The following is a 25400-nucleotide window of genomic DNA, read 5'->3' on the forward strand; positions in this document are numbered from 1 at the left end:
GCAGTATGATAATATACCTATCGCGCTCTCCTCATTAGCGTGACGAGCATAGTACATTTCAAACTAATCTCATCCCCTCTATTTTAAATATATAACATCGCCTAAGATGATACCTTAATAAACCTTTCAACAAACTAACGTTATTTTTTATTTAAAGTGCTCATTCCTTTGAATAAAACTATTCTTGCAATACTTATTAATCTCGCAATATGATAATGGGTATTGACTCTCCATAAAGCAGTAAGAGCTAAAGTTAAAATAATCATCAGTTCAAGTCCGGAAACGAACATCTCGAGCCATGGGGGGAAGTTTGCAAAGCAGGTAGCTTGGTAGCTAACAAGAACACCCCATATATAAGAAACTATAACTATTAGCAAAAAAATCCATACAACTGACACTAATTGTTTCAAATAACCTTCGAACAGTTTTACTAGTAAAATAAGACTGCCCAATAAGCCTGTTACTACTCTAATCCACGCAAGCTCATATATATTGAGCGAATAATTTACACCCACAATAAGACTTCCAGCGATAAAACATAATGAAAACAGATCAAAATAAAAAATAAGCCTTACTTTACTTTGTGCTATCAATGCCGTTTCTACCACATGAAGCATTGACCAGTACAAAAATAAAAAAGACAGTATTGATAAAAGCGCACCAGCTTCGCTCCAGTTTTTTCCCAGCAACACAAGCACTATTTCTGGCGAAAATGCCCATAAATAAGCACACAATGGAATTGATATTAAAAACACCACAATTAAAGTAAAGGCTACATTATTTAGAAGCTCTGCTTTGTTGTTTTTATCATTCTTAAATGCGCTTAACAAAGGGTCAATAGCCGGCCCTAAGATAAAGTGTGCAGGCATCATGGCGAGTTCTCGTGCCATATGATAGTTTCCTAACATTGCGGCCGAGAATGCCTTTGATACCACAACAGTATCAATTTGTGAACGAGCATAACCTACTATGCTTTTCGCTAGCATCCACTTAGAGAATGTCCACTGAACTGCAAGACCACTTACTGTAAATACGGGGCGCCTTTTTGCAATAAAATAGGAAATACCCACCGCTAATACGCCAGCTACTATATCAGTAATAATGAACGCCCAATAACTTTGTAAAATAATTGCCAGACCTATTAGTAAAGGCACTGCGAATAAGCGCTCCGCCAGTGAACTCCAAAACAAGGGAGCAAACTTTAGTTGTCGTTTTAATAGAATATAAATTGGCGATTTCAATGCTTGCAGCGGCAAGATAAGTGCACTAACCCTGATCGCATTTGTTAAGACAGGACGTTCGAAAAATAAGGCTACCCAAGGAGCTGAGAGTACAATCAACACGCAAATTAGCGACTTTAACACTAAATTTGCTGTCCAAGCCGTTCCTAGCTCTTTCTTAGTAACCGAAGATTTCTGAATAATATACTGCTCGCTAGCAGTGTGAGAGAGAATATCGAAGAAGTATAACGCTATACTTACAATAGCGATAAGACCAAACTGCTCCGGCGCTAATAAGCGGGCCAATACCATAGTGCTAAACAAACCAAGCACTTTACTAATAATTTTAGCTGAAGCTGCAAACATAGCACTGTTTACAATTTTACTAGTTACTGTCACCGTTTAAAAAGCTCTAGGGCTTTTAGAACATGAGCTTGCCAATCCAAGTTACTTTTAACATGTTTAAGCCCTTGCTTTCCGGAACTCATAAATTTAGGTTCAGCTAGAACATGTTCAAGGCCTTCAACAAGCTGACTTGGTGTTGAACAATCTATTATTTGCCCAGTTTTACCTATAATCATAGTTTCAGCAGTACCTCCTGAATCCCCCGCGATAACAGGCTTACCACACGCTTGCGCTTCTACTAGTACCATGCCAAATCCTTCGATATCATTACCTATCGTTCTGTTTGGTAAGATAAAGCAATCGCATTGTTGGTAACATCTAATAAGATCTTCATCGTTTAAATCAATATATATTTTCACATGATTTTCGAGTTTTAATTTTTGTATCAATTCCCTAAGCGCTTCCTCACACTCGCCCCGCCCCACAACAGCATAAAATAAGTTCGGGTATACTTTTAGCAAGTCAGGCATGGCTTGTATTAAATAATCCTGCCCCTTCCTCTGTTGAAGCCGCCCTACCGTTAATAAAACCTGCTTATTGGTCCACTCCATTTCATCTCGAAACACACTGTCTGGATCAGCGGGAACAAACTTTGTGGTATCCACACCAGGGTGCAATACTTCGCATTTTTCTTCGGATTCGAACCCTAAATTAACCACTAATTTCTTAGAGTTGTAACTATTGCATATAAGCATTTTTGATGCGCCGCAAACCTTGCGTACCATTAAAGACTGCTCTCTACTCGTTGCAGCCGTTTCTACATCTTCTCCATGCACAAAACATAAATAAGGAATTCCGGTCAGCATTTTAATTAACCAAGCAATTACACCTTCATGGATTACTCTTCCACAATGTATTTCTTCTATGTTGTGTTGCTTAACAATCTTTCTAACTTGTTTTACGAGACGCCAATAAAACTTAATGCCTGTAACACTTTTAAAGCCCCACTCTGCCGATGACATAGGAGTTCTAATTACGCAAAGGCTGTGCCTCTTATCAAACTCACTTCCACCTTCAACATTATGTGTTAATACCACCACCTTATCTCGTGGAATTCTAGAGTAAAGCTCCCAAAACCATCTACCACTTCCTCCTTCAATAGGCGGAAAATTTTCTGTAAGAAGTAACACTTTTTTCATATTATTTTTCTATATTAATCGTTTAACTATTATGGGAGTTTTTAATGACTAGATATAAACACTGGGTTCGAATATCCCGCCAAGTTTTTACCAGCGGTGTTTTCAAAAACAACTCTCGACCGAATGAAGCAATTTTCTACGTCGGCATTTTTAGCAATTAACAACTGCTGAGACGAAGATTCTGGAGGTATATAGTGACTACTAGCGGTTACTGAACCATTCTCACAGTTGGTGATGATATCTGCCCGTAAGAAGTCATTCTTATATGGTTTGTTACGCAAAAGTGCAATATTGACTAACATAATATTGTCTTCGCCGCTTAAACTTACTTCAGCACCAGGATAAGCAAGTTGCCGCTTTGGTCCAACTTCAACAGTAAACTGATATTTCGCTAGTAGATTGCCATGGTCAGCCCAGAAGGTGCCAGCGTTAATAGCGTTTAGCACTCCAGAATAGGATTTATCAGGCACGTTTACGTGAATTCTGGAATACTCACAAGGTGGCAAGTCCATAATATTGTTGTGGTAATCTGATGAAGCTAATGCTCCCCAAACTCGCTCTCCGTTTGCAAGCAGTTGGTCCCATCCACCACCAATTTCAGCAACGAATGGATCCCAGCCGTCAATAGTATTGAACTTAGTATTATATGCACCAACAGGATTATCTTTTTGGTGCCCCGGCGCACCAGAAAAAGCAGTGAGGGTGAATCCACTTTTTTTCCATTCGTTGTAATCTTTAAGATTTTCACTCAGATTTTTATCTTTTCTACTCGGGTGATTGTAAATTGATATAAATTGCGGAGGCGTTTCACTAGAAGAATACTGAGCAAGTGCGTCAAAGAAAATATCATCACTCGCCGTTTTAATATCGTTCGATTCGGTAGTAAGTATGCGGCTCAAATTTAGTAACATTTCGTTTTCGATGCTCGGCAATGGCAAAATATTCATATGTTCTCGCCCTTTATACGACGGAATATCTACTTCAATGCCGGCAAATATAAGCATGCCTGGGTACATTTCTCTTAACGTTTCAAGCTTAGCCAACTTAGCAGCAGAAACCGTTTCTCCATAATTGGAGTGATCGGTAACAGACATAGCGTCACATCCATTGAAATAACTTAATTCAACTAAGTCTTCTATGCTCAAAGAGCCGTCAGAATAATTGGTATGCGCATGATGATCGAAGATTATTTCACTATTTTGCAATGCCCAACCAGGTTGCTTAATTGAAGTTTGCTTGTTACTTATAAACTGTGTGAAGAGTACAACACAAATAGTCACTAAAATGGCGATAACCATTAATGCTTTTTTATGCATAAAAGCCTGTATGGAAGTAGAACCCAATTCGGCGCTATCCACGCTGGTATTTTTGCTGATTTTCACACTTTCCTCTTTTTCAATAGTAGATTTTGAGGTGCGAGTTTTATTCTTACCAGCTTTGAAGTATTGAATTATGGGGCGCTCGAATGCGATATATGACACTGAAGCCAATGATACCGTTATAACTAAAGCAATAAACCCAAACGACCATGACTGATCACTTACCGAATAGCCTAAACGCTCGAAAAATAGCTTAACCCCTTTTTGTACCGGATAGTGAAAGATATATAAGCCATAGGAAATGATACCCAGCCATTTCAACACAGGCAGATCTAAAATACGTTTTATCCAGTTAGATTGAGGCGTTAAATATACTAAAAGCGTTAGCAAAATAGGGACTACTGGAAAGTTGTAGCGCCCATAATCTATATAGAAGTATTCATCTAAATTTGTAGCTAGTACTAATATTAATAGCAAACAACATACAATAAAGAGAACATCGTTTCGAATAGCATGTTGTCGTTTTTTAGCTGATAAAAATAAACTCGATGCGAATATCCCCATTAAAAAATGAGGTAAATGCCCTGCTAACGAATAAGTTATTGCAGGGCTGTCAGGGCCGGAAGCATAAACACCAAACGGCCAGATAAGAGGAAACGAAAGAGGCCACCCTCCCCACGTTTCTAGCAGTTGCATAGCAAATATAAAACCACCACCCCACATCACAATGAATACGGGTAAAAACACTTGTGCACTTCGATAACCAACTTTACGAAGTAACAGAAATAGTAAGGGCAATAAGACGTAAAATTGCATTTCGACTGCTAGCGTCCAAAATGGCGGATTTAGGCTCATAACCTGCTTATCTTTTAAATTGTGCAGAAAGAGAAGGTGTGACATAACATTATTGAAACTTGCTTCAGCACCTGAAAAGCCTTTTAAAGCCAGTAAGGCGACAAAGCAAAGGTAATAAAGGGGTACGATTCTTACTAATCTATTCTTGAAATAATTACGCATTGAAACTGGTTTGTCTGCTTCTAAACCTCGCCAAAAAGGTATAGAAAGCAAAAAGCCACTAAGCGCAAAAAATAATGCCACGCCAGTATTTCCGTTAATCATCCAACGCGTAAAATCTATCCCCCCTACAGACCCCGAAACAGCGGTAAATTGTTGGAAATGTACAATGAATACTGAGAGCGCAGCTATTGCTCTGAGGCCATCCAGCCCAGCAATATAATCGATAGAATTAGGTGGTCGTCGAACCGAAGCCGGAGCCTCTTTATAATTGGGCGCTTGTTTATGAACTGTCGAAGACGAAGGAGGTGCGGCATAAAATTGCATAACAATAAAAGTGCCGAAAAGTACTAAAATTGCATCTGTTATTTCCGCCACAGAGTTTGGAACATAAACCTGTCCTAATTCGGATATTAGTACGATAGTCGCTACTATTATTCCAGAAAATATTAATTTTCCGGTTATTCGTGACAATAGATAAACTGCTGCGACATAAAATAATAGCTTTTTTGTTACCGCGAGAATATTAAGTAATAAATTACCACCTAAAGAACCGGTAAACGGGATCCAATTAAATGACACAGGATTGTTTCTGTACTCGAACGGGTAGTAACCATTCGCGACTACCGCGAATAGCAATGCAATGACCAATAAAACTTCTGATAACCGCCGCCGAGACGCATACCAAATCCCGAGCGCCGCGATACCGCCAACTATTTGAGAAAAGTTGACATTGTTTGAGATGATCACGCACTTTAAAACGAGGACACAAGCAACTAAATAAATGGCGTTATTTCTCGAAACAAGTTTTGAGCCTGCTAGACCTAAACAATAGAAAGCAACAAGCCATGATACTGTATTTTCATATAGCCAAAACCAATCTATAGAGGGACTTAACAGCAGTGACTTTAAGTTTTCTTTTAATATGCCGAGGTCCATTGATGGTGCAAATGGCGCTAGCTTAATGATGACTAAGCCTATACCTATTGCTAGAGCAATCATCAATTCGGGTTTGAGAGACTGATTTAACCTCTTAGAATTGATAAAAAACAAACGACTTAAATAATACCCAAGTAAAGCACCTATAGTATTTAAAGCCGCATCCCCTCCCCATGGAATACGACCGCTCGCCCACAGTTGGGCTACTTGAACTACGTATCCAAATACAAATGCGCTAATTAAACAAGGCCATAGTTGCTTACGACCTTCTGTCTTTGTAAAACCAATAGCGTAAAAGTAACCGTAAGGAACGAACAGGATGATATTAGAAACTGCATCCGCCAACCCTGCGGCGAATATATTAAAATGGAATAACGGAGCAATATCGGAAGTAGAAGGTAAAGCCAACGATAATTTGAATGGATACAATGAGCCATATACGATAAGAAAGCATACTAATAGAAATACCTTTTTCATTATTTAGACGCCTTGTAAAATTATAGTTGCGAGTCTTCTACCATTAATTTCGACAATGGTTTATTTAAGTCAGAGTCGAAGGGTGTGGCGACTATAGTAATTTTTCCTTGGCGTCTTTTCCCAAATAAGGCATCGGTTATTTCTTGTAATTTAGTATCTATTTTTGAAGCAAAACGCGAGTTACCCAACTCAAACCATAAAGTGTACTTCACTTTATCTCCGGAGGGTGATGACAGCAAAAATGTTGGCAGTGATAATCCTAAACGAGAAACCTCCACGGTACTGTCTTCCTTAGAAATTAAGCTCCAACTATCTTGACTATAAGCCCTATTGATGTCACTAATGAGCTCGTTCTCGACGCCACTAAACCAAGCTTCATAAATGGTCCCTACGCACTGCCCGTCTACTAAAATACCCGTTTTACTAACGCTGTTTGGGTTATCAAACTCAGGCTTCAAATCAACGGCAATGTTATCGCATTGGCTCGTATTAATACTCACAAAGCTTGATGTTAAGTTACTAACGTTGTCCGATGCCTGCTTAACTTGATACAACCAAGCGCTACTTGAAACTATCAACAATACACAGCAAAAAAACGCTGCTTTGTTTATTTGCCAAGAAGGCGATAATTGAATTTCGGATTGCGCTGGACTGTTCTTTTCTCTCATCAGTTCACCTATACCCAATAAACATACGATCACGAAAGCAAAAAAGAACCAGCCGTAAATTAGATGATCTGCTCCTGCCGCATACTCCATATCGGTCCAGTATGCGATTAAGATAATCCCGTAAACGCGAAGCACGTTGGCCATAATCGGGAATACTAGAGAGATAGCGACAAACGTAATTTGGCGCTTGGAAGAAACTAAATTTAAGTAAGAATACAAGCTTCCAATAACAAAACTTACAATGAAAAAGCTTACGCCTGAACAAGCTTCTGCAACTAAAAAGCGACCTTGAGGAATTTCGATATAAAGCCCACTTCTAAAAAGGGGAATTCCAGTAAGCTTTAACAGAGCAACCGAACCATCTGCAGCTATTTCCTGCAAGTAGGGAATTAATTGTTCTCCTACCGGCACGCTAAAGAACATAAAACACAATGGAAACAGTATCGTTCGCGCGGCTTTATCGCCAACAATAAACCAAATTAGCGAAGGCAGAAGTGTAAATGTTGCAGCGTGCAAAAATAGTTGAACGTCACCTGCAACTCCAATCACATAGACTAATAAACTAGGAATAATAACTACAAATGCGTACCACGACGTTTTCCATGGTACGCTGAGAAATTGTTTTCTGTTGAGATATATTAAGTAAAAAGCACCTGGAACCACGAAAAAACCATGGTTGAATATTTCGTTACCCCACCATATATCCACGACAGTGACTAAACCCTGCCAACAAAAAAAGCACCATAAAATAAGAACAAGTAAGATTGATAGTAAGTGAAGTGGCCGACCAACTTTAGCTTTAAATTCTAAGGCGCTAGCATTGTTATTAGTATTTTTAGGATCAGACATCACTTCACTTTTCCTTGTCATTACGGCGCGTCCCTATATCACTATTATCACGCTACAAGTAGTTAGGGTGACAGAATAGCATTTTATTTAATATCATAAGCTTCTTGCATAGTGACCCAATTAAAATCGTTCAATAAACTGGTCACCTTACCTTCCATTCTGGATAGGTTAACATAATGTCTAAATTTGGACTTCCAAGGAGCGTCTGACAATTTGGGTTGTTCTGCATCAATTTCCCACGGGTGGAAATAAAAGCTATAAGGGTGCGGTTCTTGCTCCATAAACTTTAAAATTCGTTTTTTGGATAACCAATAAGGGTAAAGGCGAAAATACCCACCGCCGCCAATACCAACATTATCTCCGTTTTTTCGAATAGTAGGGATAGGAATTTCAGTAATCCCTTCCTTCCTTTCATATTTAAACCTAGGCCATTCAGGTACGCCGTACAAATCATGTTCTATAGGGTAAGTACTCGAAGAATAACTAAAGCCTAAATCTTTAAGCGTTTCATAAATCCATGTATTGCTATCATTTACCGAAAAGCTTGGTGCACGGTAACCCTTAAGGCTGACACCACTAATATCTTCTAGGATTGCCTTACTTTGCGTTACATCTTCTCTAAACTCTTCAGGTGTCATTGTAGTTAGTCTGCGATGAGCTAAGCCATGGCTTGCCAACTCATGCCCTTCATTGACCATACGTTTTATGACGTCAGGGCAGCGTTGCGCCACCCATCCCAAAGTAAAGAAAGTGCATTTAACGTTGGTTTTAGCGAATAAATCAAGAAGCCGGTGAGTGTTATCACCAACCCGAAGACTTAAACTATCCCAATCTTTTTTATTTATTACACCTTCGAAGGCAGATACTTGGAAGTAATCCTCTACATCTACTGTCATGGCGTTTAAACGACCATCAAGTTTCATGATTATCGTCCTTTACCAAATAGCACCACTTCTACGGTACGAATAAGTATGTCTAGCAACAAGCTTTGATGCTTAACGTAGTAAAGGTCAAACTTTAGCTTTTCCATTGAATCTTCCACACTAGCACCATAGGGATAATTAAGTTGTGCCCAACCAGCTAAGCCGGGTTTCACATTGTGTCTCTGATTATAATAAGGCACTTCTTTGACTAACTGCTCTACAAACTGAGGCCGCTCAGGTCGGGGGCCAATGAATGACATTTCACCTTTAAACACATTGAGTAATTGAGGTAATTCGTCTATGCGGTACTTCCTAATAAAATGCCCTATTCTTGTTACGCGGTCATCATTTTTACTTGCCCATTTTGCACCATCTTTTTCTGCATCAGGCCGCATACTTCTGAATTTTAAAATTTTAAATAACTTACCGTTTAAACCTACTCTTTCTTGCCTGTAAAGAACAGACACTCCGGTTCTTCGTCCATCATCAAAGTAAATTATAACCGCTGTCACCAACATAATTGGCCATACAAACGCAAAAACGCAAAACGCTAAAACTGTGTTTAAGCTATAATCCAAGGCGTCCCGAAGGTAGTTTTGACTTTGAAATCCATTCGAGTAAATAACCCAACTTGGGTACATTAAATTAACGACTATTTGACCCGTTTCACGTTCCATGAAATCGAGTAACTCTGTTACTTCAATACCTCGTAAACGACAGTCGAAAAGTACCTCTACTGGTAAAGTTCCTCTGCGCTGATCGCATGCAATAACAATTTCTTCAATATCGTTGTCGATAATAAACTGTTGGAAATTTTCATCTACCTTCACGTGCACGACTTTTTCTCGTCGTATACCGTCTTCTCGATTGTCGCCTGGAATAGGTACAAACCCGATTAAATCAAAGCCTATCCTGTCGACATCTCTGCGCATGCGCTTTTCAATAATTGATGCTCTTTCCCCTGCCCCTAATACGACTATTCTAACTTTACCTAGCCCAAGCAGACCCAGTCTATTTGTAAAATAACGAAAGATGACTAAAGTAATTATAATTGAGCATACAGAAGCAGGAAGGAAGTAGCCGTTCATTACAAACTCATCGAAAAGCGCTCGACTAATCACTTCAACTAAAAAATAGCTCAAACCAACGCTAACGAAAATTCTGCGAATGATACCCCTAAATGTCTCGCGAAGTTTTGCCTCATAAAGTCCTACAGATAAAGAGCAGATTAGAATTGCAATTGTTAACAATCCAATATTTAGAATGAGTTTTTCTACCGGAACCGTGGAGGTTAGCCCCACCTGAGTCAAAATAAAATGAGAGATATACCCCATATAAGCAATTAGCAACGCTTCCGTTATCACTAAGATATTCGAGCGTTTATTTTGATTTCGCTTATTTACTGCCACCCCTGGCTCCCTTTAAAAAATAACGCGTTTTTCCCATCATAAAGGGAATTTTTCTAATAGACTAGATTTGTTGTTGGCATTATAGTGTGATTTACCGTAGGGTAAACCTAAGAAAGCAAATTTAACCATATGAGTGTAGGATGATCTCTTATGTACCGCTTTAAAAGCACTTTTACTATTTATGTTATATTTTTTGTAACTATTCTTGCTGGTTGCAGTAATCAAGCTTCCTTGCCACAAGCAACCACTCGCCCTTCGCTAACGACGGATGTGAATGACTATCAGTATCTTATTGGACCTGGAGATTTACTGACTATATTTGTTTGGCGAAACCCTGAAGTGTCAGGACAGTTTACTGTTCGTCCAGATGGAAAAGTCACCACATCTCTAGTTGAAGATATTGACGTGGCAGGTCGAACTCCTACTATGCTTGCAAGAGAAATTGAGGAGCAACTGTCAAAGTTCATCAACAACCCGAGAGTAACGGTGAGTGTAGGCCGATTCACAGGACCGTTAAGTGAACAAGTACGTGTTATCGGAGAAGCTACTAATCCCAGCGCTGTTAACTTTACTGAGCACATGACGCTATTAGACTTAATGATAGCGGTAGGTGGTTTAACCGAGTTCGCCAGTGGAAATAATGCTAAACTGGTAAGAGTGATTGAGGGCAAACAAAAAACATTTGAACTCAGCATCGACGATCTTATTAGAGATGGTGATATTTCTAAAAATATCGACATGCTACCTGGTGATATCGTTATCATTCCAGAAGCCTGGTTTTAGTTCTAGCAGTATACGGAACACACAATAACATGCAGGATTTACAGCAAACGCTGATTCAGCTTCTTGATTTCTTAAAGGGAATTTGGATCAAAAAGCGCTACGTAATTATATTTTCGTGGCTTATATGCCCTCTGGGCTTTTTTTATGTAACAACATTACCTGACGAGTTTTCTTCCAAGGCGCAAGTTTTTGTGGACACTCGTTCAGTTTTACAACCGTTATTGCGCGGTTTAGCCATTCAGACCAATCCTGACCAAGAAATTCAGATGATGGCTAAGACTCTATTAAGTAGGAGTAATGTTGAAAAAATCGCTAGGGAGAGTGATTTAGACATCACTACCGAAAATGAAACTGAATTTGAATCGTTAGTCACTCGGCTCTCTAATCAAATCAAGCTTCAATCGACGGGTCGTGACAATATTTACAATATATCTTTTTCGCATAGCGAAGCTACGGTTGCTCAACGAGTAGTGCAAGAAACGCTAGATCTTTTTGTTGAAGGTTCACTAGGCAATAATAGAAAGGATACAGATACTGCGGGCCGTTTTCTTAATGAACAGATTGCTGAATACGAAGCTAGGCTTTCTGAAGCAGAGCAGCGACTTGCAAACTTTAAACGCCAATACAATGACATTCTTCCACTAGCAGGCTCCTATTTTGCGAGTCTACAAAAATTTAAGGATGAACTAGAAGCTACTCGTCTACTCATTCGCCAAACCCGTCAACAAGCTGATTCGCTAGCAAAACAAATCAGCGGTAAAAAATCTAGTGATAGCTTCGGTGTAACGAGTATAGAAGAACCCGTATTACGGACCCGTTACGACGATAGAATAAGAAAACTGGAAGAAGAGCTCGATGGATTAAATCTTCGTTTTACCGCGTTACATCCTGATGTAGTAGAAACTAAAGCGCTGTTAGAAAGCTTAGAAAATGCTCGTACTAGAGAAATTGAAGCGTTTTTAAGCCAGGATGATGACAGTAATTCCCAGCCTTTGAGTGAACTGAACAGAGAAATAAAATTAGAGGTCAGTCGCCTTGAAAGCCAGATTGCGTCTTTGAAAGTTAAAGAAACTGACGTGGAATCGAAAATTGCTGAGTTAGAATCGAAGGTAGATTTAATACCTCAAATTGAAGCTGAGTCTTCAGCACTTAACCGTGATTACGATATTACAAAAGACAAATATGAAGAGCTATTATCTCGAAGAGAATCAGCCGATTTATCGAGACGTGCCGATGTTTCATCTGAAGACCTACAGTTTAGGATTATTGAACCGCCATTAGTTCCTAAACAACCTTCGGGTCCAAATAGATTGATTCTTTATACTGCAATGCTTGTTTTAGGTTTCGGTTCTGGAGTTGCTGTAGCATTCTTAGTGAGTCAGTTAACACCCATATTGATCCGACCTAAACAACTTATGCAAATTTCAGACTTCCCTATATGGGGAACGGTTACTCATTTAAATATTAAAGATATTCACAAAAAAAATCGCTTAAGGTTAGCTATCTTTTTGTTATCGTCAGGAACCATCCTTGCTATGTACGGCGTACTCGTCGCCGCAGATATAATGAATATCGACCTCTTTAGAGGGCTAGTGTAATGCGAAATACAATTGAAAAAGCGCTCTTAAAACAAAAAAAAGAAGCTCAGAGAAAAGCAAACTCATCGGAGAGCGGTACTCCAGAAGAGTCTATACCTGAGCAGAGTAAATTAGACGAAATAGAGAATTATTCAGCTTTGATAGACCATGAAGTGAGCCGTCAGAACTCCTTGCCTGAATTTCAAATTGATTTAGAGCGTTTAAGTCAAAAAGGTCATATTTCCGTTAATGGTGAACGTAAACAAATTAACGAAGAATATCGGGAGATAAAACGCAAACTATTGGCAAATGCTTTTGGGTCACTAGCGAAAACACTACACAACCCAAATATTATAATGGTTTCAAGTAGTCGACCTTCTGAAGGTAAGACTTTTACGGCAACCAACTTAGCGTTAAGTATTGCCTCAGAGCAGGACAAAACAGTTCTACTCGTTGATGCTGACGTACTGAAGCCTAACGTGCTAAATACCTTAGGCTTAGAGAAGCGTAAAGGCTTGATGGAATACTTAACTGGCGAAGTAGATGATATTTCTCAAGTACTCTACCCCACTAATATTGATAAATTAAAAATAATACCAGCTGGCCGCTCTCATCATTTATCAACTGAGATGTTGGCTAGTCAAAAAATGCACGAAACAGTTGATGAATTTGCTAATCGCTACCCAGATCGCATTGTTATTTTTGATACACCTCCACTTATTGGTATTAATGAAAGCGCAATATTAGCGAACTTTGCGGGGCAAGCCGTAGTAGTAGTTGAAGAAGGAAAAGCTAAGTTAAATGACGTGAAGATGTCTGTTGAGCGGCTTAACCCTGACATGGCAATTGGATTTGTGGTGAACAAATCTGTGCATAATGACACCGATGGAAGCGGATATTATGGTTATTACTACTCTGAGCGCAAAGACTAAAGCTCCCGACGTCGGGTTCAAGTACTTTAATAGAAAAGCGTACCTAGCGGTTGCTATCGCTGCCATTTCGCCTTCAACATATGCGAATGTAGACATTACCGGCTCGGCGCAAGCAGAAAGTGTGTTTCAAAATATCGATACCGAGGAAAATGGAAAGCTCTCGCTCAGCACTTTTACGATAACCCCCAAGGTTAATGCTATATATCAATCTCGTACTTTTAATGGATTATGGTCAGGAACATTAACGCATTTAGAGCGTGACAATGATGATATCGGTCAAACCCAAAATTATGCGGAATATAGTTATTCCGCCCAGTGGGCTCCACTGAATGAGGTTCTAACCTTTCAGGCTACGGGAGCATTGGATTATCGAAATGCTGACTCAAGCAGTTTTTTAGTTTCTGACTTTTTAACTAATTCAGATAGTTTAGCTAAAACCCGCAATAACACACTTTCATCTACATTATTAATTGATAAAAATAACTGGGTGAATGCACAAGGAAGCGCGTCCTATTCAGATGTAGCGTCTGAGTCTTCCACTACAAGTAGTACTTCACTTAATAATGATTCGTATCAGTTATTTGGTACGTTAACTAATGGCGAATACAGTAGGTATGTCATTTGGGAAGCAACAGGCTCATATCAAAACACAGAAAGTAATCAGTCGAGCAGCAACGACTTTATCACTCGAACTGCTGATGCATTTACCGATTTTCGAGTACTGGAACATTGGGCCATACGATTAACTGCAAGCCATGAGGCTAATCAAGTCTCTAATAGAACTGATACAAACAGTTTGACTCGCGAATACAATTCTTTCGGTGTAGGACTAACCTATCGACAATCTGAAAATCGATATATAGCTATTACAGCGAATAAAAGCGACTCGGATGTTGATGAAGATGATGATGAGACATTCGTTGGGCTAGATATGCTTTGGGCGTTAAGTGCACGCACTCAAATAGGAGGCAGTTACGGACGCAGATTCTATGGTGAGTCAGCGTCTGCGAACATAAAATATAATTCAAAGTACTTCAGATCATCCCTTACCTACAGCGAAGACGTTACTAATACCTCTCGGTTGTTATCAGACACTGAAAATTTAGGTGTTTTTGTATGTCCTGTTACGTCGTCTTCTATTTCCAGTTGTTTTCAGCCTAGTAGCTTAACTTACACTCCTTCAGTTGATGAACAGTTTGTTCAACTAAGTTCTCAAAATTTAGACTTTGATGACAGCATCATCCTACAAAAGCGTACTAATTTTCAGATGGGCTACAGTTTTTCGAGAATAAATTTAGGTATGTCCTGGATATACTCTGAAAACGATTATTTGGATGAAGACAGGTTGCAGCGCACGCTCTCGTTAACTACTACACTTTCTTATAAGTTGGGTTCTTACACCAACTTAAACACTTCGTTAAGCTTCGCCAAAATTGATGGCCAATCTGAGGACAACACTTATGATGGCACCAGTGACAACTTAAATGCTACATTAGGCCTTGATAGAAGCTTCGGCCAACACTTAGAGGCTAGTTTAGATCTTAGTTACATTGATAAAAGTGGGGACTTAGCATCTGGTGGAGGGTTATATGGCAATGATTATACCGATAGGCGTATTACGCTTTCTGTTACGTACACCTATCAGTAGTAAAGTATTAGTAAACTAATTTTATTCCTGTGAGTCTTTTTTATCGTCTGCTTTTAAACGAATGTAGGTTTTAAATTTCTTTTTCATCAGTTTATCGACATACTGAGACATTTTGACTTTCTGTGAAATCGCATCATCGAGCGCATCTACTAGTTCTCCAAGCATATCGATATAGTATTTTGAGTCTCTGATAACATTACCTTTTGGTGTCATCATCACTTTATCTTGAGGGTGTTCATCGTAGGCCGCAGGCTCTTTACTCGGCGCTCCCCCCTCAGGCTCAAACATCTCAGCTTTCACTTCATCTATGACTTCTTTCACTGCATCTTCATCAAAGCTTTTAAGCTCCTCTAAAAAGCCGAAAAGCATGATGCGATCCATCAACGTATTAATTTTACGAGGCACACCCCGAGTAAACTGAAAAATGCGCTCGTAAGCGCCTTCAGAAAACAAATCTACTCCATTCCAGCCTGCATGGTGCAATCGGTACTCAATATACTCTTTACTCTCTTGTAACGTGAGCGGTGCTAAATGACAAGACGCCACAATTCGCTGTCTGAACTGTTCCATATTAGGTGCGCGTAATATGGGTTGTAGCTCTTCTTGGCCTAATAGAAAGCTTTGAATTAATGGCTTACCATTAAGCTGAAAATTCGACAGCATACGCAACTCTTCTATCGATTCTAACGGCAAATTTTGCGCTTCATCTACTAGCAGCAATGCACGACGGCCTTGGGTACTTAAGTCGTACAGAAACACTTCTAACATCTTTAAAATTTCAGCTTTGCTTCTGCCGTCTGTATTTATGTCAAACTTAGACGCCACCATTTTAACCAGCTCGTCGGGAGACAGTTTTGGCGTTACTATTTGGGCCGCGAAAATATCATCTTGAATTTCAGCCAGCAGACTATTTGCTACGGTTGTTTTTCCCGTACCTATGTCACCTGTGATGACGATAAACCCTTCAGCCTGCGACAACCCATATTGAAGATAAGACATGGCCCGCTTATGCCATTTACTGGCAAAAAAGAAGCCTGGATCTGGCGTTAGCTGAAAGGGTTTAGCGTTAAGTCCATAATAACTTTCGTACATACTGATATCCGTTTGAAAAACTATTCATATTGCTGGCTAGGCTAGTTATCTTATTGCTAGCCCTACTACTTACATTGCAAATCAATAGCAACATTTTACCTTTGCTACGGCAGAAGTAGAGCCAATAATAAAAACAAAGGTAAATGCAGCTAAAAAGGTAAATCTAAAAAAAGCTACGTTAGCTTGTTTCGCGTTATACGCTCAATAATACCAGTGGTCGATACCCCATCTTCGAAGATTAACACTTTCACTTCACCGCCATTGGCAATGACTTCTTTTCCACCAGCAATATCTTCAATTTGATAATCACCGCCTTTTACCAATATATCTGGCAATAACGAGGCGATTAAACGCTGGGGAGTATCTTCGGTGAAAGGCACTACCCAATCCACGGCACTTAAGCCCGCTAACACGGCCATACGGCGACTTGTATTGTTTACAGGTCTTCCTGGGCCTTTGAGCTTGGTGACAGACGCATCAGTATTTACCGCAACGATTAACCTGTCGCCTAACAATGCAGCTTCTTCTAAATACGCCACATGGCCAGAATGCAGAATATCGAAACAGCCGTTTGTCATCACAATACGTTCGCCACGGGCTTTTGCTGCAGCCATTGCCATTTCAAGCTGGCCTTCGGTCATTACACCGCCATCTAGGTGAACAGATTGTTCTCCCAAGGCTAGGGCCAATTCAGTGTTACTTACCGTAGACGTACCTAATTTGCCTACCACTACACTGGCGGCTAAATTAGCTAACACGCAGGCGGCCTGAAGAGGCAACTTACTTGCTAACGCCACCGCTAATGTTGATACCACGGTATCGCCAGCGCCAGTCACATCGTACACTTCTTTCGCTTTTGCAGGTAAGTGAAACTCTGCGTTGTCTCCCTCAAACAAGGTCATACCTTGCTCAGAGCGGGTCAACAGTAGCGCATCTAAGTTCAAGGTTGTTTTAACGCTTTGCGCATTTTCAACCAGTGACTTTTCTGTCGTAGACTCGCCCACCACATGGTTTAACTCTTCCATATTTGGCGTAATTAGCGTGGCATTAGCATACTTAGTGAAATCGTTCCCTTTCGGGTCGACAATCACTCGCTTTCCTTTTGCTTTAGCGGCTTGAATAAGCGCCTGAGGATCACTTAAACAGCCCTTGGCGTAGTCAGATAATATAACAATATCAACACCATTAAGCGCATTATCGAATGCGGCTTCTAACTCAGATTTATCTGAATCGGCAAAGCTCTTTTCGAAATCTAACCGAAGCAATTGCTGATTCCTGCTCATCACACGAAGTTTGGTTATGGTATCTTGGCCTTCAACGGCAAAAAACTGACAATTGATATCGAAGGATTCTAAGCGCTCACGCAGTAATTTGGCATTTTCATCGTTTCCGCACATGCCTAGAAGCGTGACTTTAGCCCCAAGGGTGGCCACGTTCACAGCCACATTGGCCGCGCCGCCTGGGCGGTCTTCAGATGACTGAACATTCACCACTGGTACAGGGGCTTCAGGAGAAATACGACCTGTGCCACCGCTCCAATAGCGGTCTAGCATTAGGTCACCTACAATAAGCACTTTCGCTTTACTAAAATCTGGTAAAATCATTGATGAGACAACTTTATCGATGTATTTCAAATTGCCAATGAGTATAACAGCCAACAACGTGAATACCCACCAGCAGCCTTCAACTTGGTATCTTTATCTTATAGAAAATAAACTGGGGCAATTGTACACAGGCATTACGACTTCGCCGGCGCGAAGAATATCTCAGCATAGGGGTGAAATCGTTGGGGGCGCTCGGGCATTAAAGGGAAAAGGCCCGCTTCAATTTAGGGCCATTTTTTTAATCGGAGATAGGTCGACAGCTTCGCAAATTGAATACAAAGTAAAACGGCTTTCTAAAGAGAAAAAACGGGCTATCGTCAAACAGAAGGTTTTGCCTAAAAACCTATGTGAAGACTTATGTCAAAACAGCCAGTATATTTCTCCTTCCGACTATCAGTAGTATCGCTTGTAATCAAAGCCCTCAAGGTTACGCCAAAAATATTTGCGGTGCATATTTACCATGAATATTTGAGGCGACCACTTTCCCCGCTCCATATTGATGTCTATATTCCTCATATTTGTATCAATATCGATCCCAATATTTCACTTTAACATTACTTATTTATAAGCTTTGTTTTAACCTCGGATAATTATAAAAGCCCTATTTTAGAGCCATCTCCTCTTAAAAACGGCACCCTTATTGCTGGTTTTATATGCTTAAAACCAGCAATAAGGATATTCCTCATGATTATCGGTAATCAAACAGCTATATACAGCCAAAACCAGCCAGTTCAACAACCTAAAGACCCAAAAAAAAGGGGCAATGAATTGCCTGATGTCACAGGAAAAAATACAGAATCAAGAACTGTAGACATGCACAACATTGGCATGGATGAATTAAATGCACTTATCAAAGAAACTGGTGATGGTCGATTACTTGTTCTCCCATATGATAGCTTTAAATTTGAAAACGGCTCATTCGTTGGCGTGGAGAGTAAAGACTTTGTTGCTCAAATAAAAAACAGTCGAGATTTTGCAAAAAGTATAGGAGATACAAAATCAGAAAAACAATGGTCAGACTTCCTTGATGTACTTCATGAATATGATGGGTATCAATTGTCTCCTAAAATCAATGTTAAAGCATAAATACAATGTATTACTTTATGCTTTAACATTATAAATTTATTGAATATAAATTGAATTACTCCAATAGCTAGAAGACGAACTAGCTCAACCACCCAATACGCCATTAATCACCATCGCAGTACCTATGCTTAGCGTAAAGCCTAATGAAGCGACGCCAACATTGTGTTGTTGATCAACTTCTTGTCTGAAGTTCATGCCAAACATGATCACTTTCTTATTGATAAGCACCAATATATGCAATGCGATAGCCAGCGCTACACTTACCACTAGCCAACCTGTTACATTACTTACATAACCTGAAGGGTTATAAATCAGTAAGTTTTTCGCTGCTGAAACTATCATAGCTGTGCCTAGTAAATTACCCGAGTGCTCTATAGCTAACGCTAACTGACCTTTTCGAAGGGCGCCTTGAAAGGAGTCGTTCTGGTTATCTCTGGCATAACGCACTTCTAAAATACGGGTCATCACTAGCAACATGGTCAGTACCACAGAAAAACCAGTAACGATGGCAATAATGGCGTTCATGTCGCTACCGTCTACCCACACCATAATATTTCTCAATACGATGGCACTTGCCACTAAGCTTGCAGCATCTACCAGTGCAACACTTACACTGCGTTCTGAAATCATGGCGTGAGTATCTACGCGATTGAGTACCAGCTTGTCATGGGCAAAACGACCAAACTTCACAAGCAAAATACCAACAATACCAAACGTTACCATACCAGTTGCTGCTTCACTGTAGCCCTGCCCGATATGTCGACCTACTACCGAACTAAGCACGATACACAGCGATAACATGCCACCCGCTATACTAATACCAAAAGCAAAATTATCTTTGATACCAAGCTCTTCGGTCACTGAGTTCTTTCTCATGAGCCCAGTCACCCACTTCATAACCACCAACAGTGCTAGGGCGATACTTACATCGATGGCAAGGTAAATCCATAAGTCAGAACCTAGCGGCACGAGTTTAATTAAAGCATCCACGTATTGTTACTCCTTTTACCTAAACACAACCTTAGGGTGGTTACGCCCCAAAAACTGTGACAGACTCTTTTTTATCTCAACGTTTTGAAATATTTATTATTGTCGAAGCCAGTATTATGCCAACAGAAAATACAAATACCATGAGCAATGCACAACAAGCCAATGATTCTTGGGAAAAGCTTTCAAATGATGAGCGCTTTAATAGCCAATTAGCGCTTCACCAAACCGAACTTACTACCCTATTCGAACGCTCGCTTTTTTTCGCTGAAACTTGCATACAACACCCTGAATGGATAGAGGCAATGTTGGCTGAGTCTATTCCTAAAAAGCCGACGGCGTTCTATCAAAATGCTGTTGCGGATAACTTAGAAGACATAAAAACAGAAGACGAACTGTTACGTGCACTTAGGCAATGTCGCCATTTTCATATGGCTGCTATTACGTATCGTGATGGGCTAAACAAACAGACTATAACGCAATCATTAGCGCAAGTATCTGCGTTAGCTGATGCATTAATCACGTCTGCTTACCAATGGTTTTACAAAATGCTACGGGCTAAACATGGCCAGCCCTGGAGTGAAAATGGCCCTATTCACATGTACATTTTAGGTATGGGTAAATTGGGCGGTCGTGAGCTTAACTTTTCATCTGATATCGATTTAATTTTTGCCTACCCCGAGAAAGGCATGACAAATGGTGAAAAGAAGCCCATTGAAAATCAGCAATTCTTCACACGCTTAGCACAAAAACTGATTCAAGCACTAAATAAGGTGACTACCGACGGGCAAGTGTACCGTGTGGACATGCGCTTGCGACCATTTGGTGAGTCGGGCCCTTTAGTCATGCACTTCGACGCCATGGAAGATTACTATCAAGAGCAAGGCCGTCACTGGGAGCGTTTTGCAATGGTGAAAGCACGGGTGATCAACGACGATAGTTCAGAAGACGTGGCTTCGCTAAACGCCATACTTAAGCCTTTTACCTTCAGACGCTACCTAGACTTCACCACTATTGATGCCCTTAGAAACATGAAGCACCTTATTGCCACCGAAATTAGGCGTAGGCGCTTGGGCAACAACATAAAACTTGGGGCTGGAGGCATTCGCGAGGTCGAGTTTTTCGCACAAAGCTTTCAGCTTATCCATGGCGGCAGAGAAACAGAACTACAAAGTAAGTCACTACTTACTACCCTTATCAAGTTAGCCGAGTTTGAGGTTGTTGAAGCCGATGTAACTGAACAGCTTCGGGAAGACTATCTCTTTCTTCGTAAAATTGAGCATACGCTTCAACAATGCCAAGACCGTCAAACCCAAACTCTGCCTGATAATGAATGGGAGAAAAACGCATTAATTGCCGTGCTAGGTTTCGGTTCGTATGACGAATTTATGGCAAAACTGCAAAACACCATGGACCGTATACATGGGCACTTCAATGAATTAGTTGAAGAAGCTAAAGATACTCATACTAGCGAAGACACCTTATTTGAAGCTTGCCGTGACGCGTGGCAACTTTCCCTCGACAAAGAAGAGTTCAGTTCAACCTTAACCCCGTTTATTAGCCAAGAAGATGCGTCGGGTATATGCGCACAACTTCAGGATTTCAAAACAAATCAACGCGGCTATAGAATGGGTCAGAAAGGGGAAGATACGCTTAATAAACTTATTCCCGAAATTCTTTATGTGCTGATTAAATTCGACCCGAGTAAAGCGAACAACGTTTTAAAACGCATCTTCGGCGTAATTGACGCTATTACCGGAAGAACAACTTATTTAGATTTGCTGCTAGAAAACCCCAATGTTTTACAGCAACTGGTAAAACTATGTGACAGAAGTGAGTGGATAGCGAATGAGATAAAACGCTTCCCATTACTGTTAGATGAGTTACTCACCCCACTGTATTTACAACAGCAAAATTCAGATATCACCACCAGTAAATACGAATACGGGCAAGAGTTACGACAAATTATGCTGCGAGTTGAACATGACGATGTTGAACTCGCCATGGATACCTGGCGACAATTTAAGCTATGTCAGCAGTTGCGAATTGCTGCAAGTGATATTAGCGGCTCACTACCTATTGCGAATGTAAGCGATAAACTTACCGTACTGGCAGAAGTGTTACTTGAGCAGGTGATTGAAGCAGCGTGGCACCAGATCTCTGACCGTTTTGGTGTGCCTTCTCACTTAAACGACAGTAAACTGGGCTTTGCCGTTATTGGATATGGTAAACTCGGCGGCTATGAGCTTGGTTACGGCTCAGATCTTGACCTTGTTTTTCTACACAATGCCCCGCGGCAATCTACCACCAATGGCACCAAGTCTATTGAAGCTCAGCAGTTTTACATAAAACTAGCCCAGCGTATTATGCACCTGCTTAACACCAAAACCTTATTTGGTCAGTTGTATGAAACGGATTTACGCTTGCGTCCCTCCGGAAATGCCGGGCTGCTTTGTTGTCATATCGATGGATTTGAGCGCTACCAACAAGAAGAGGCGTGGACATGGGAACATCAAGCGCTAGTGAGAGCCCGTGGCATTTGTGGTGATATATCACTGCTTAGCGCATTTAATACGGTGCGTCATAATATTCTCTCAGTTGAACGCGACAATAGTACCCTGTCTAACGAAGTGAGTGAAATGCGTGCAAAAATGCGCAAGCATTTACTCTCAGCAAGCAATCAAAAAGTCGATTTAAAGCAATGTGTGGGCGGCATAGCAGATATTGAATTTATGACTCAGTACTGGGTGTTAGCCTATGCGAACAAAATTGAAAGCTTAACGGAGTTTTCAGACAATTTACGTTTACTAGACGCTACTCATAACGCTGGCATCATTGATGAGACACAGTCTCAAGCACTCCAACAAGCCTATTTAGCACTTCGTGAGCAATACCATCACCTTACCCTTGCCGATACAAAGTATGCCGAACAAACTGAGCATTTAACTACAATGCGGGAAACCGTAAGTGAATATTGGCAGATGCTATTTAGCGATGGAGCCAAGGCTGGAAGTGATAGTGGTAGTGGTAGTGGTAGTTAGTAGAGATGTTAGTAGTAATAGTGATGTTGGTAATAGCAGCGTTTAAAAGTAAAGCGCTGCTAGCGGCAACGAAAAAAGGTGAGTAAATTGCTCACCTTTTTACTAATGATTGTCCCGTCCTGAAATACGTTGTCATAGAGAGGACTTCTTTATGATAACTATCAAATGATAGCTAACGAACTAGATTACAACGTGTGGCGAGAAATTCAGTTTCTTGAGCGGTAACGACTAATGAGCGCTGTTCAGGACACAAGTATGCTCTAACCTCACCTTCAAAACTGCTATCGATGGCGCTAGCAATTTTTGCTAGCGAACCCGCTACCGTGCTGTCTAACTGGAATTGATACTTAACCACGAAATCTTGGTCTAAATTCCATATTAATTGCATTCCCTCAGCTTGAGCAAAGTCAGAAATCGATTCTCTTAACGTACTGCCTTCTGTAAAGGTGCGAAACTTCTGTTCGCCCGTCCAGCGAGTGTCTACTGAAGAGGTTAAACTCGACATGCTTTCTAGCCGGTTATCAAGCTGCGGGTCGACGCCCCCGGTTTCAAGCACAAATGCACCCTGCTCTTCTTTTACCGGATCTGTCGAAGACATTCTAAACTCTCGATAAAATTCACTTAAACCTTTGGCCACTGATTTTTCTTCCATTGGATTACCAGCAGGCGCACTGTCACTATTATTTTGTTGCAAATAAATCATAAAACCCGCAATTACAATTAAAACGAGTGCTAGCGCTATATGGCGCGCCCAAAACAATGTATTTGAATAACCTTTTTTTGCCATGACTTTTTCAGTACATCCAATAACTCAAACGAGAGTGTGAACTACCCATTTTCTACCTTTAAGCAAAAAACGCCGACATTTCAATTGTACACCTTACCGATAAATAGTTAACCGCCCCGTTAGTACAATGAGGGAGAGTCTTTACTTGGCCTAGTTTTGAAGCGCTTATGCATCCACAAGTAACTTTCAGGCTGCTCTTTAATTGCACTATCAATGTGAGTGTTCAATTCCGTCAATGCAGCAATATCATCCATTTCCCCCAAATGAGTCAGGGGTGGGAATATCTTTATTTTGTATCCCCTCGCCGTGTACTGAGACGTGATCAGCATAGGTACGCTATTGGAACGACGGATAAACATAAGCGTAGCACTTGTGGTCGCGGTTTCAGCCACACCACCAAAAGGCACAAACACACTTTGCTTTGGTCCGTAGTCTTGATCAGGAAGATACAAGCACAACTCTTTGTCTTCCAACGCCATTAATAATGCTTTTGCGTTTCGCTTGTCAATCATGTATTTGTTTGAGCGATTTCGCCCGTGATACTGTAAATAGTCGATGAGCGGGTTATTGTGCTTTCGATAAAATGCGATGCTAGGATGGAAGTAGCCAATACCTCTACAGGCGAACTCAAGGTTCATATTGTGCAGCGCCATGCCGAAAACGCCTTTGCCACTGGCCATAGCTGCTTCAACGTGCTCTGCACCTTCTATCTCAAACGCATTTTTAATTCGCCACCCAGGCCACCACCACCCCATCGCCGTTTCAAACAAGGCCATGCCGGTTCGGCGCACATTCTCTTTCAGTAACGCCTGCACCTGTGCTTCCGATAATGATGGGTCCCAAAGTTCGAGGTTTCTTTTCGCTACCTCCACACGCTTAGGGACGATTTTTGCGATCAACTTTCCTGCACCACTGCCTATAAGGCGGATGACAGGTAACGGTAACCAGGTGATTAAGTAGAGAAGAAATACCCCAAGCCAAATAGGCCAATATTTCGGAGTAAGAAAAGACAGTTTAAATTTAGGAGCTTTAATTGCCGCAGCCAACGCACTCTATTCCTAACACATTAATAGGTACGCTATTGTAGCAGACCACATTAAAGGCGAAAGTGCGTTGGTGGAATAATTCGTGTAATCCATATGAATCACGTCAATCATAAATACAAAATGCGCACCGAAATGTAACTAAGCTACTACTTCGTTTTATGACTACTGAGAGCCGTACTCTTTATCAATTTGTTTTAGTTTTTTCTCAAAGGTATGAAAATGGTCATCGGTTTCATAGTCAAAGTGATATTGATTGTGAAATCCAAACTGTAGTTTACAATTCTTGTCTTCAACAAACAGTGTATAGCCGTCCAAATCCGTGTAGGCAACAATGCCATTAAGGTGATACTGATCTTCTTTCTTATCACCGTTAGTTCGAATTTTTTCAAACACTTGCAGTAGAAATTTACTATCCAATTCGTTTTTCATTTATGGTTCCTTAGTTTTTGACTAAT

19 protein-coding genes are annotated in these 25400 nt (G+C 40.6%); 7 read left to right on the forward strand and 12 right to left on the reverse strand.

The window, feature by feature from the left end; genetic code table 11:
* Positions 1–140 precede the first annotated feature (140 nt).
* The 6 genes from Q4561_RS04650 to Q4561_RS04675 form a co-directional block, all read right to left on the reverse strand.
* Positions 141–1619 carry an oligosaccharide flippase family protein gene (locus tag Q4561_RS04650; RefSeq protein ID WP_303457936.1) on the reverse strand — a complete coding sequence of 493 codons (1479 nt, stop codon included), beginning with the start codon at positions 1617–1619 and terminating at the stop codon, positions 141–143.
* A complete protein-coding gene (locus Q4561_RS04655; protein ID WP_303457937.1) occupies positions 1616–2764 on the reverse strand; it encodes a glycosyltransferase family 4 protein in 1149 nt (382 codons plus the stop codon). Before Q4561_RS04655 ends, Q4561_RS04650 begins: the two co-directional genes overlap by 4 nt.
* Positions 2765–2805: 41 nt before the next feature.
* Positions 2806–6513: an acyltransferase family protein gene (locus Q4561_RS04660; protein WP_303457939.1), complete on the reverse strand. Its 3708-nt coding sequence runs from the start codon at positions 6511–6513 to the stop codon at positions 2806–2808.
* A 20-nt stretch (positions 6514–6533) separates the two neighbouring features.
* A complete protein-coding gene (gene xrtA, locus Q4561_RS04665) occupies positions 6534–8051 on the reverse strand; it encodes an exosortase A (protein WP_303457941.1) in 1518 nt (505 codons plus the stop codon).
* A gap of 62 nt (positions 8052–8113) precedes the next feature.
* Positions 8114–8953, reverse strand: coding sequence for an XrtA system polysaccharide deacetylase (locus Q4561_RS04670; protein WP_303457942.1), 840 nt, complete (start codon positions 8951–8953; stop codon positions 8114–8116).
* Positions 8954–8955: 2 nt separating this feature from the next.
* Positions 8956–10362: a TIGR03013 family XrtA/PEP-CTERM system glycosyltransferase gene (locus Q4561_RS04675; RefSeq protein WP_303457944.1), complete on the reverse strand. Its 1407-nt coding sequence runs from the start codon at positions 10360–10362 to the stop codon at positions 8956–8958.
* Between the two features lie 150 nt (positions 10363–10512).
* On the opposite strand from Q4561_RS04675, the gene Q4561_RS04680 reads away from it, so the two are divergent.
* Genes Q4561_RS04680 through Q4561_RS04695 form a run of 4 tightly spaced genes read left to right on the forward strand, consistent with a single transcriptional unit; the run spans position 10513 to position 15302 of the window.
* On the forward strand, positions 10513–11145 hold the full coding sequence (locus Q4561_RS04680) for an XrtA/PEP-CTERM system exopolysaccharide export protein (RefSeq protein ID WP_303457946.1): 633 nt from the start codon (positions 10513–10515) through the stop codon (positions 11143–11145).
* A gap of 29 nt (positions 11146–11174) precedes the next feature.
* Positions 11175–12743, forward strand: coding sequence for an XrtA system polysaccharide chain length determinant (locus Q4561_RS04685; RefSeq protein ID WP_303457948.1), 1569 nt, complete (start codon positions 11175–11177; stop codon positions 12741–12743).
* Positions 12743–13654 (forward strand): XrtA-associated tyrosine autokinase, encoded by a 912-nt coding sequence (locus tag Q4561_RS04690; RefSeq protein WP_303457950.1) that lies wholly within the window; start codon positions 12743–12745, stop codon positions 13652–13654. Before Q4561_RS04685 ends, Q4561_RS04690 begins: the two co-directional genes overlap by 1 nt.
* The gene (locus Q4561_RS04695) at positions 13623–15302 is read left to right on the forward strand and encodes a TIGR03016 family PEP-CTERM system-associated outer membrane protein (protein ID WP_303457952.1); all 1680 of its coding nucleotides are present in this window, start codon (positions 13623–13625) and stop codon (positions 15300–15302) included. Before Q4561_RS04690 ends, Q4561_RS04695 begins: the two co-directional genes overlap by 32 nt.
* A 21-nt stretch (positions 15303–15323) precedes the next feature.
* On the opposite strand, the gene Q4561_RS04700 is transcribed toward Q4561_RS04695, so the two are convergent.
* Together Q4561_RS04700 and hldE are read right to left on the reverse strand one after the other, a co-directional pair.
* A complete protein-coding gene (locus Q4561_RS04700; protein ID WP_303457954.1) occupies positions 15324–16394 on the reverse strand; it encodes an XrtA/PEP-CTERM system-associated ATPase in 1071 nt (356 codons plus the stop codon).
* 173 nt (positions 16395–16567) lie between these two features.
* Positions 16568–17998, reverse strand: coding sequence for a bifunctional D-glycero-beta-D-manno-heptose-7-phosphate kinase/D-glycero-beta-D-manno-heptose 1-phosphate adenylyltransferase HldE (gene hldE, locus Q4561_RS04705; RefSeq protein WP_303457956.1), 1431 nt, complete (start codon positions 17996–17998; stop codon positions 16568–16570).
* Positions 17999–18035: 37 nt separating this feature from the next.
* Between hldE and Q4561_RS04710 the strand changes: the two genes are divergently transcribed.
* The gene (locus Q4561_RS04710; protein ID WP_303458124.1) at positions 18036–18398 is read left to right on the forward strand and encodes a GIY-YIG nuclease family protein; all 363 of its coding nucleotides are present in this window, start codon (positions 18036–18038) and stop codon (positions 18396–18398) included.
* 284 nt (positions 18399–18682) lie between these two features.
* Positions 18683–19084 carry a hypothetical protein gene (locus tag Q4561_RS04715; RefSeq protein ID WP_303457958.1) on the forward strand — a complete coding sequence of 134 codons (402 nt, stop codon included), beginning with the start codon at positions 18683–18685 and terminating at the stop codon, positions 19082–19084.
* 84 nt (positions 19085–19168) lie between these two features.
* On the opposite strand, the gene Q4561_RS04720 is transcribed toward Q4561_RS04715, so the two are convergent.
* Positions 19169–20074: a DUF350 domain-containing protein gene (locus Q4561_RS04720; protein WP_303457960.1), complete on the reverse strand. Its 906-nt coding sequence runs from the start codon at positions 20072–20074 to the stop codon at positions 19169–19171.
* A 116-nt stretch (positions 20075–20190) separates the two neighbouring features.
* Here Q4561_RS04720 and glnE point away from each other — a divergent pair, with 116 nt between their 5' ends.
* Positions 20191–23112 (forward strand): bifunctional [glutamate--ammonia ligase]-adenylyl-L-tyrosine phosphorylase/[glutamate--ammonia-ligase] adenylyltransferase, encoded by a 2922-nt coding sequence (glnE, locus tag Q4561_RS04725; RefSeq protein ID WP_303458126.1) that lies wholly within the window; start codon positions 20191–20193, stop codon positions 23110–23112.
* 172 nt (positions 23113–23284) lie between these two features.
* Here the strand turns inward: glnE and Q4561_RS04730 are convergent, their stop codons facing one another.
* From Q4561_RS04730 to Q4561_RS04740, 3 genes are all read right to left on the reverse strand, one after another.
* Positions 23285–23899 (reverse strand): TcpQ domain-containing protein, encoded by a 615-nt coding sequence (locus Q4561_RS04730; RefSeq protein WP_303457962.1) that lies wholly within the window; start codon positions 23897–23899, stop codon positions 23285–23287.
* Positions 23900–24018: 119 nt separating this feature from the next.
* Complete coding sequence (gene lpxL, locus Q4561_RS04735) at positions 24019–24945, reverse strand: LpxL/LpxP family Kdo(2)-lipid IV(A) lauroyl/palmitoleoyl acyltransferase (protein ID WP_303457964.1); 927 nt, start codon at positions 24943–24945, stop codon at positions 24019–24021.
* Between the two features lie 162 nt (positions 24946–25107).
* Positions 25108–25374: a DUF3081 family protein gene (locus Q4561_RS04740; protein ID WP_303457965.1), complete on the reverse strand. Its 267-nt coding sequence runs from the start codon at positions 25372–25374 to the stop codon at positions 25108–25110.
* Positions 25375–25400 lie beyond the last annotated feature (26 nt).

This window comes from Alteromonas sp. 1_MG-2023, assembly GCF_030547075.1.
Taxonomy (GTDB): domain Bacteria; phylum Pseudomonadota; class Gammaproteobacteria; order Enterobacterales; family Alteromonadaceae; genus Alteromonas.

Coding starts and splice junctions, on each gene's coding strand:
- Q4561_RS04685 (WP_303457948.1), top strand. CDS start 11,175: ATGCAGGATTTACAGCAAACGCTGATTCAGCTTCTTGATTTCTTAAAG.
- Q4561_RS04695 (WP_303457952.1), top strand. CDS start 13,623: ATGGTTATTACTACTCTGAGCGCAAAGACTAAAGCTCCCGACGTCGGG.
- xrtA (WP_303457941.1), bottom strand. CDS start 8,051: ATGACAAGGAAAAGTGAAGTGATGTCTGATCCTAAAAATACTAATAAC.
- hldE (WP_303457956.1), bottom strand. CDS start 17,998: ATGATTTTACCAGATTTTAGTAAAGCGAAAGTGCTTATTGTAGGTGAC.
- glnE (WP_303458126.1), top strand. CDS start 20,191: ATGCCAACAGAAAATACAAATACCATGAGCAATGCACAACAAGCCAAT.
- Q4561_RS04680 (WP_303457946.1), top strand. CDS start 10,513: ATGTACCGCTTTAAAAGCACTTTTACTATTTATGTTATATTTTTTGTA.
- Q4561_RS04730 (WP_303457962.1), bottom strand. CDS start 23,899: ATGGCAAAAAAAGGTTATTCAAATACATTGTTTTGGGCGCGCCATATA.
- Q4561_RS04710 (WP_303458124.1), top strand. CDS start 18,036: ATGAGTATAACAGCCAACAACGTGAATACCCACCAGCAGCCTTCAACT.
- Q4561_RS04700 (WP_303457954.1), bottom strand. CDS start 16,394: ATGTACGAAAGTTATTATGGACTTAACGCTAAACCCTTTCAGCTAACG.
- Q4561_RS04670 (WP_303457942.1), bottom strand. CDS start 8,953: ATGAAACTTGATGGTCGTTTAAACGCCATGACAGTAGATGTAGAGGAT.
- Q4561_RS04740 (WP_303457965.1), bottom strand. CDS start 25,374: ATGAAAAACGAATTGGATAGTAAATTTCTACTGCAAGTGTTTGAAAAA.
- Q4561_RS04655 (WP_303457937.1), bottom strand. CDS start 2,764: ATGAAAAAAGTGTTACTTCTTACAGAAAATTTTCCGCCTATTGAAGGA.
- Q4561_RS04690 (WP_303457950.1), top strand. CDS start 12,743: ATGCGAAATACAATTGAAAAAGCGCTCTTAAAACAAAAAAAAGAAGCT.
- Q4561_RS04660 (WP_303457939.1), bottom strand. CDS start 6,513: ATGAAAAAGGTATTTCTATTAGTATGCTTTCTTATCGTATATGGCTCA.
- Q4561_RS04715 (WP_303457958.1), top strand. CDS start 18,683: ATGATTATCGGTAATCAAACAGCTATATACAGCCAAAACCAGCCAGTT.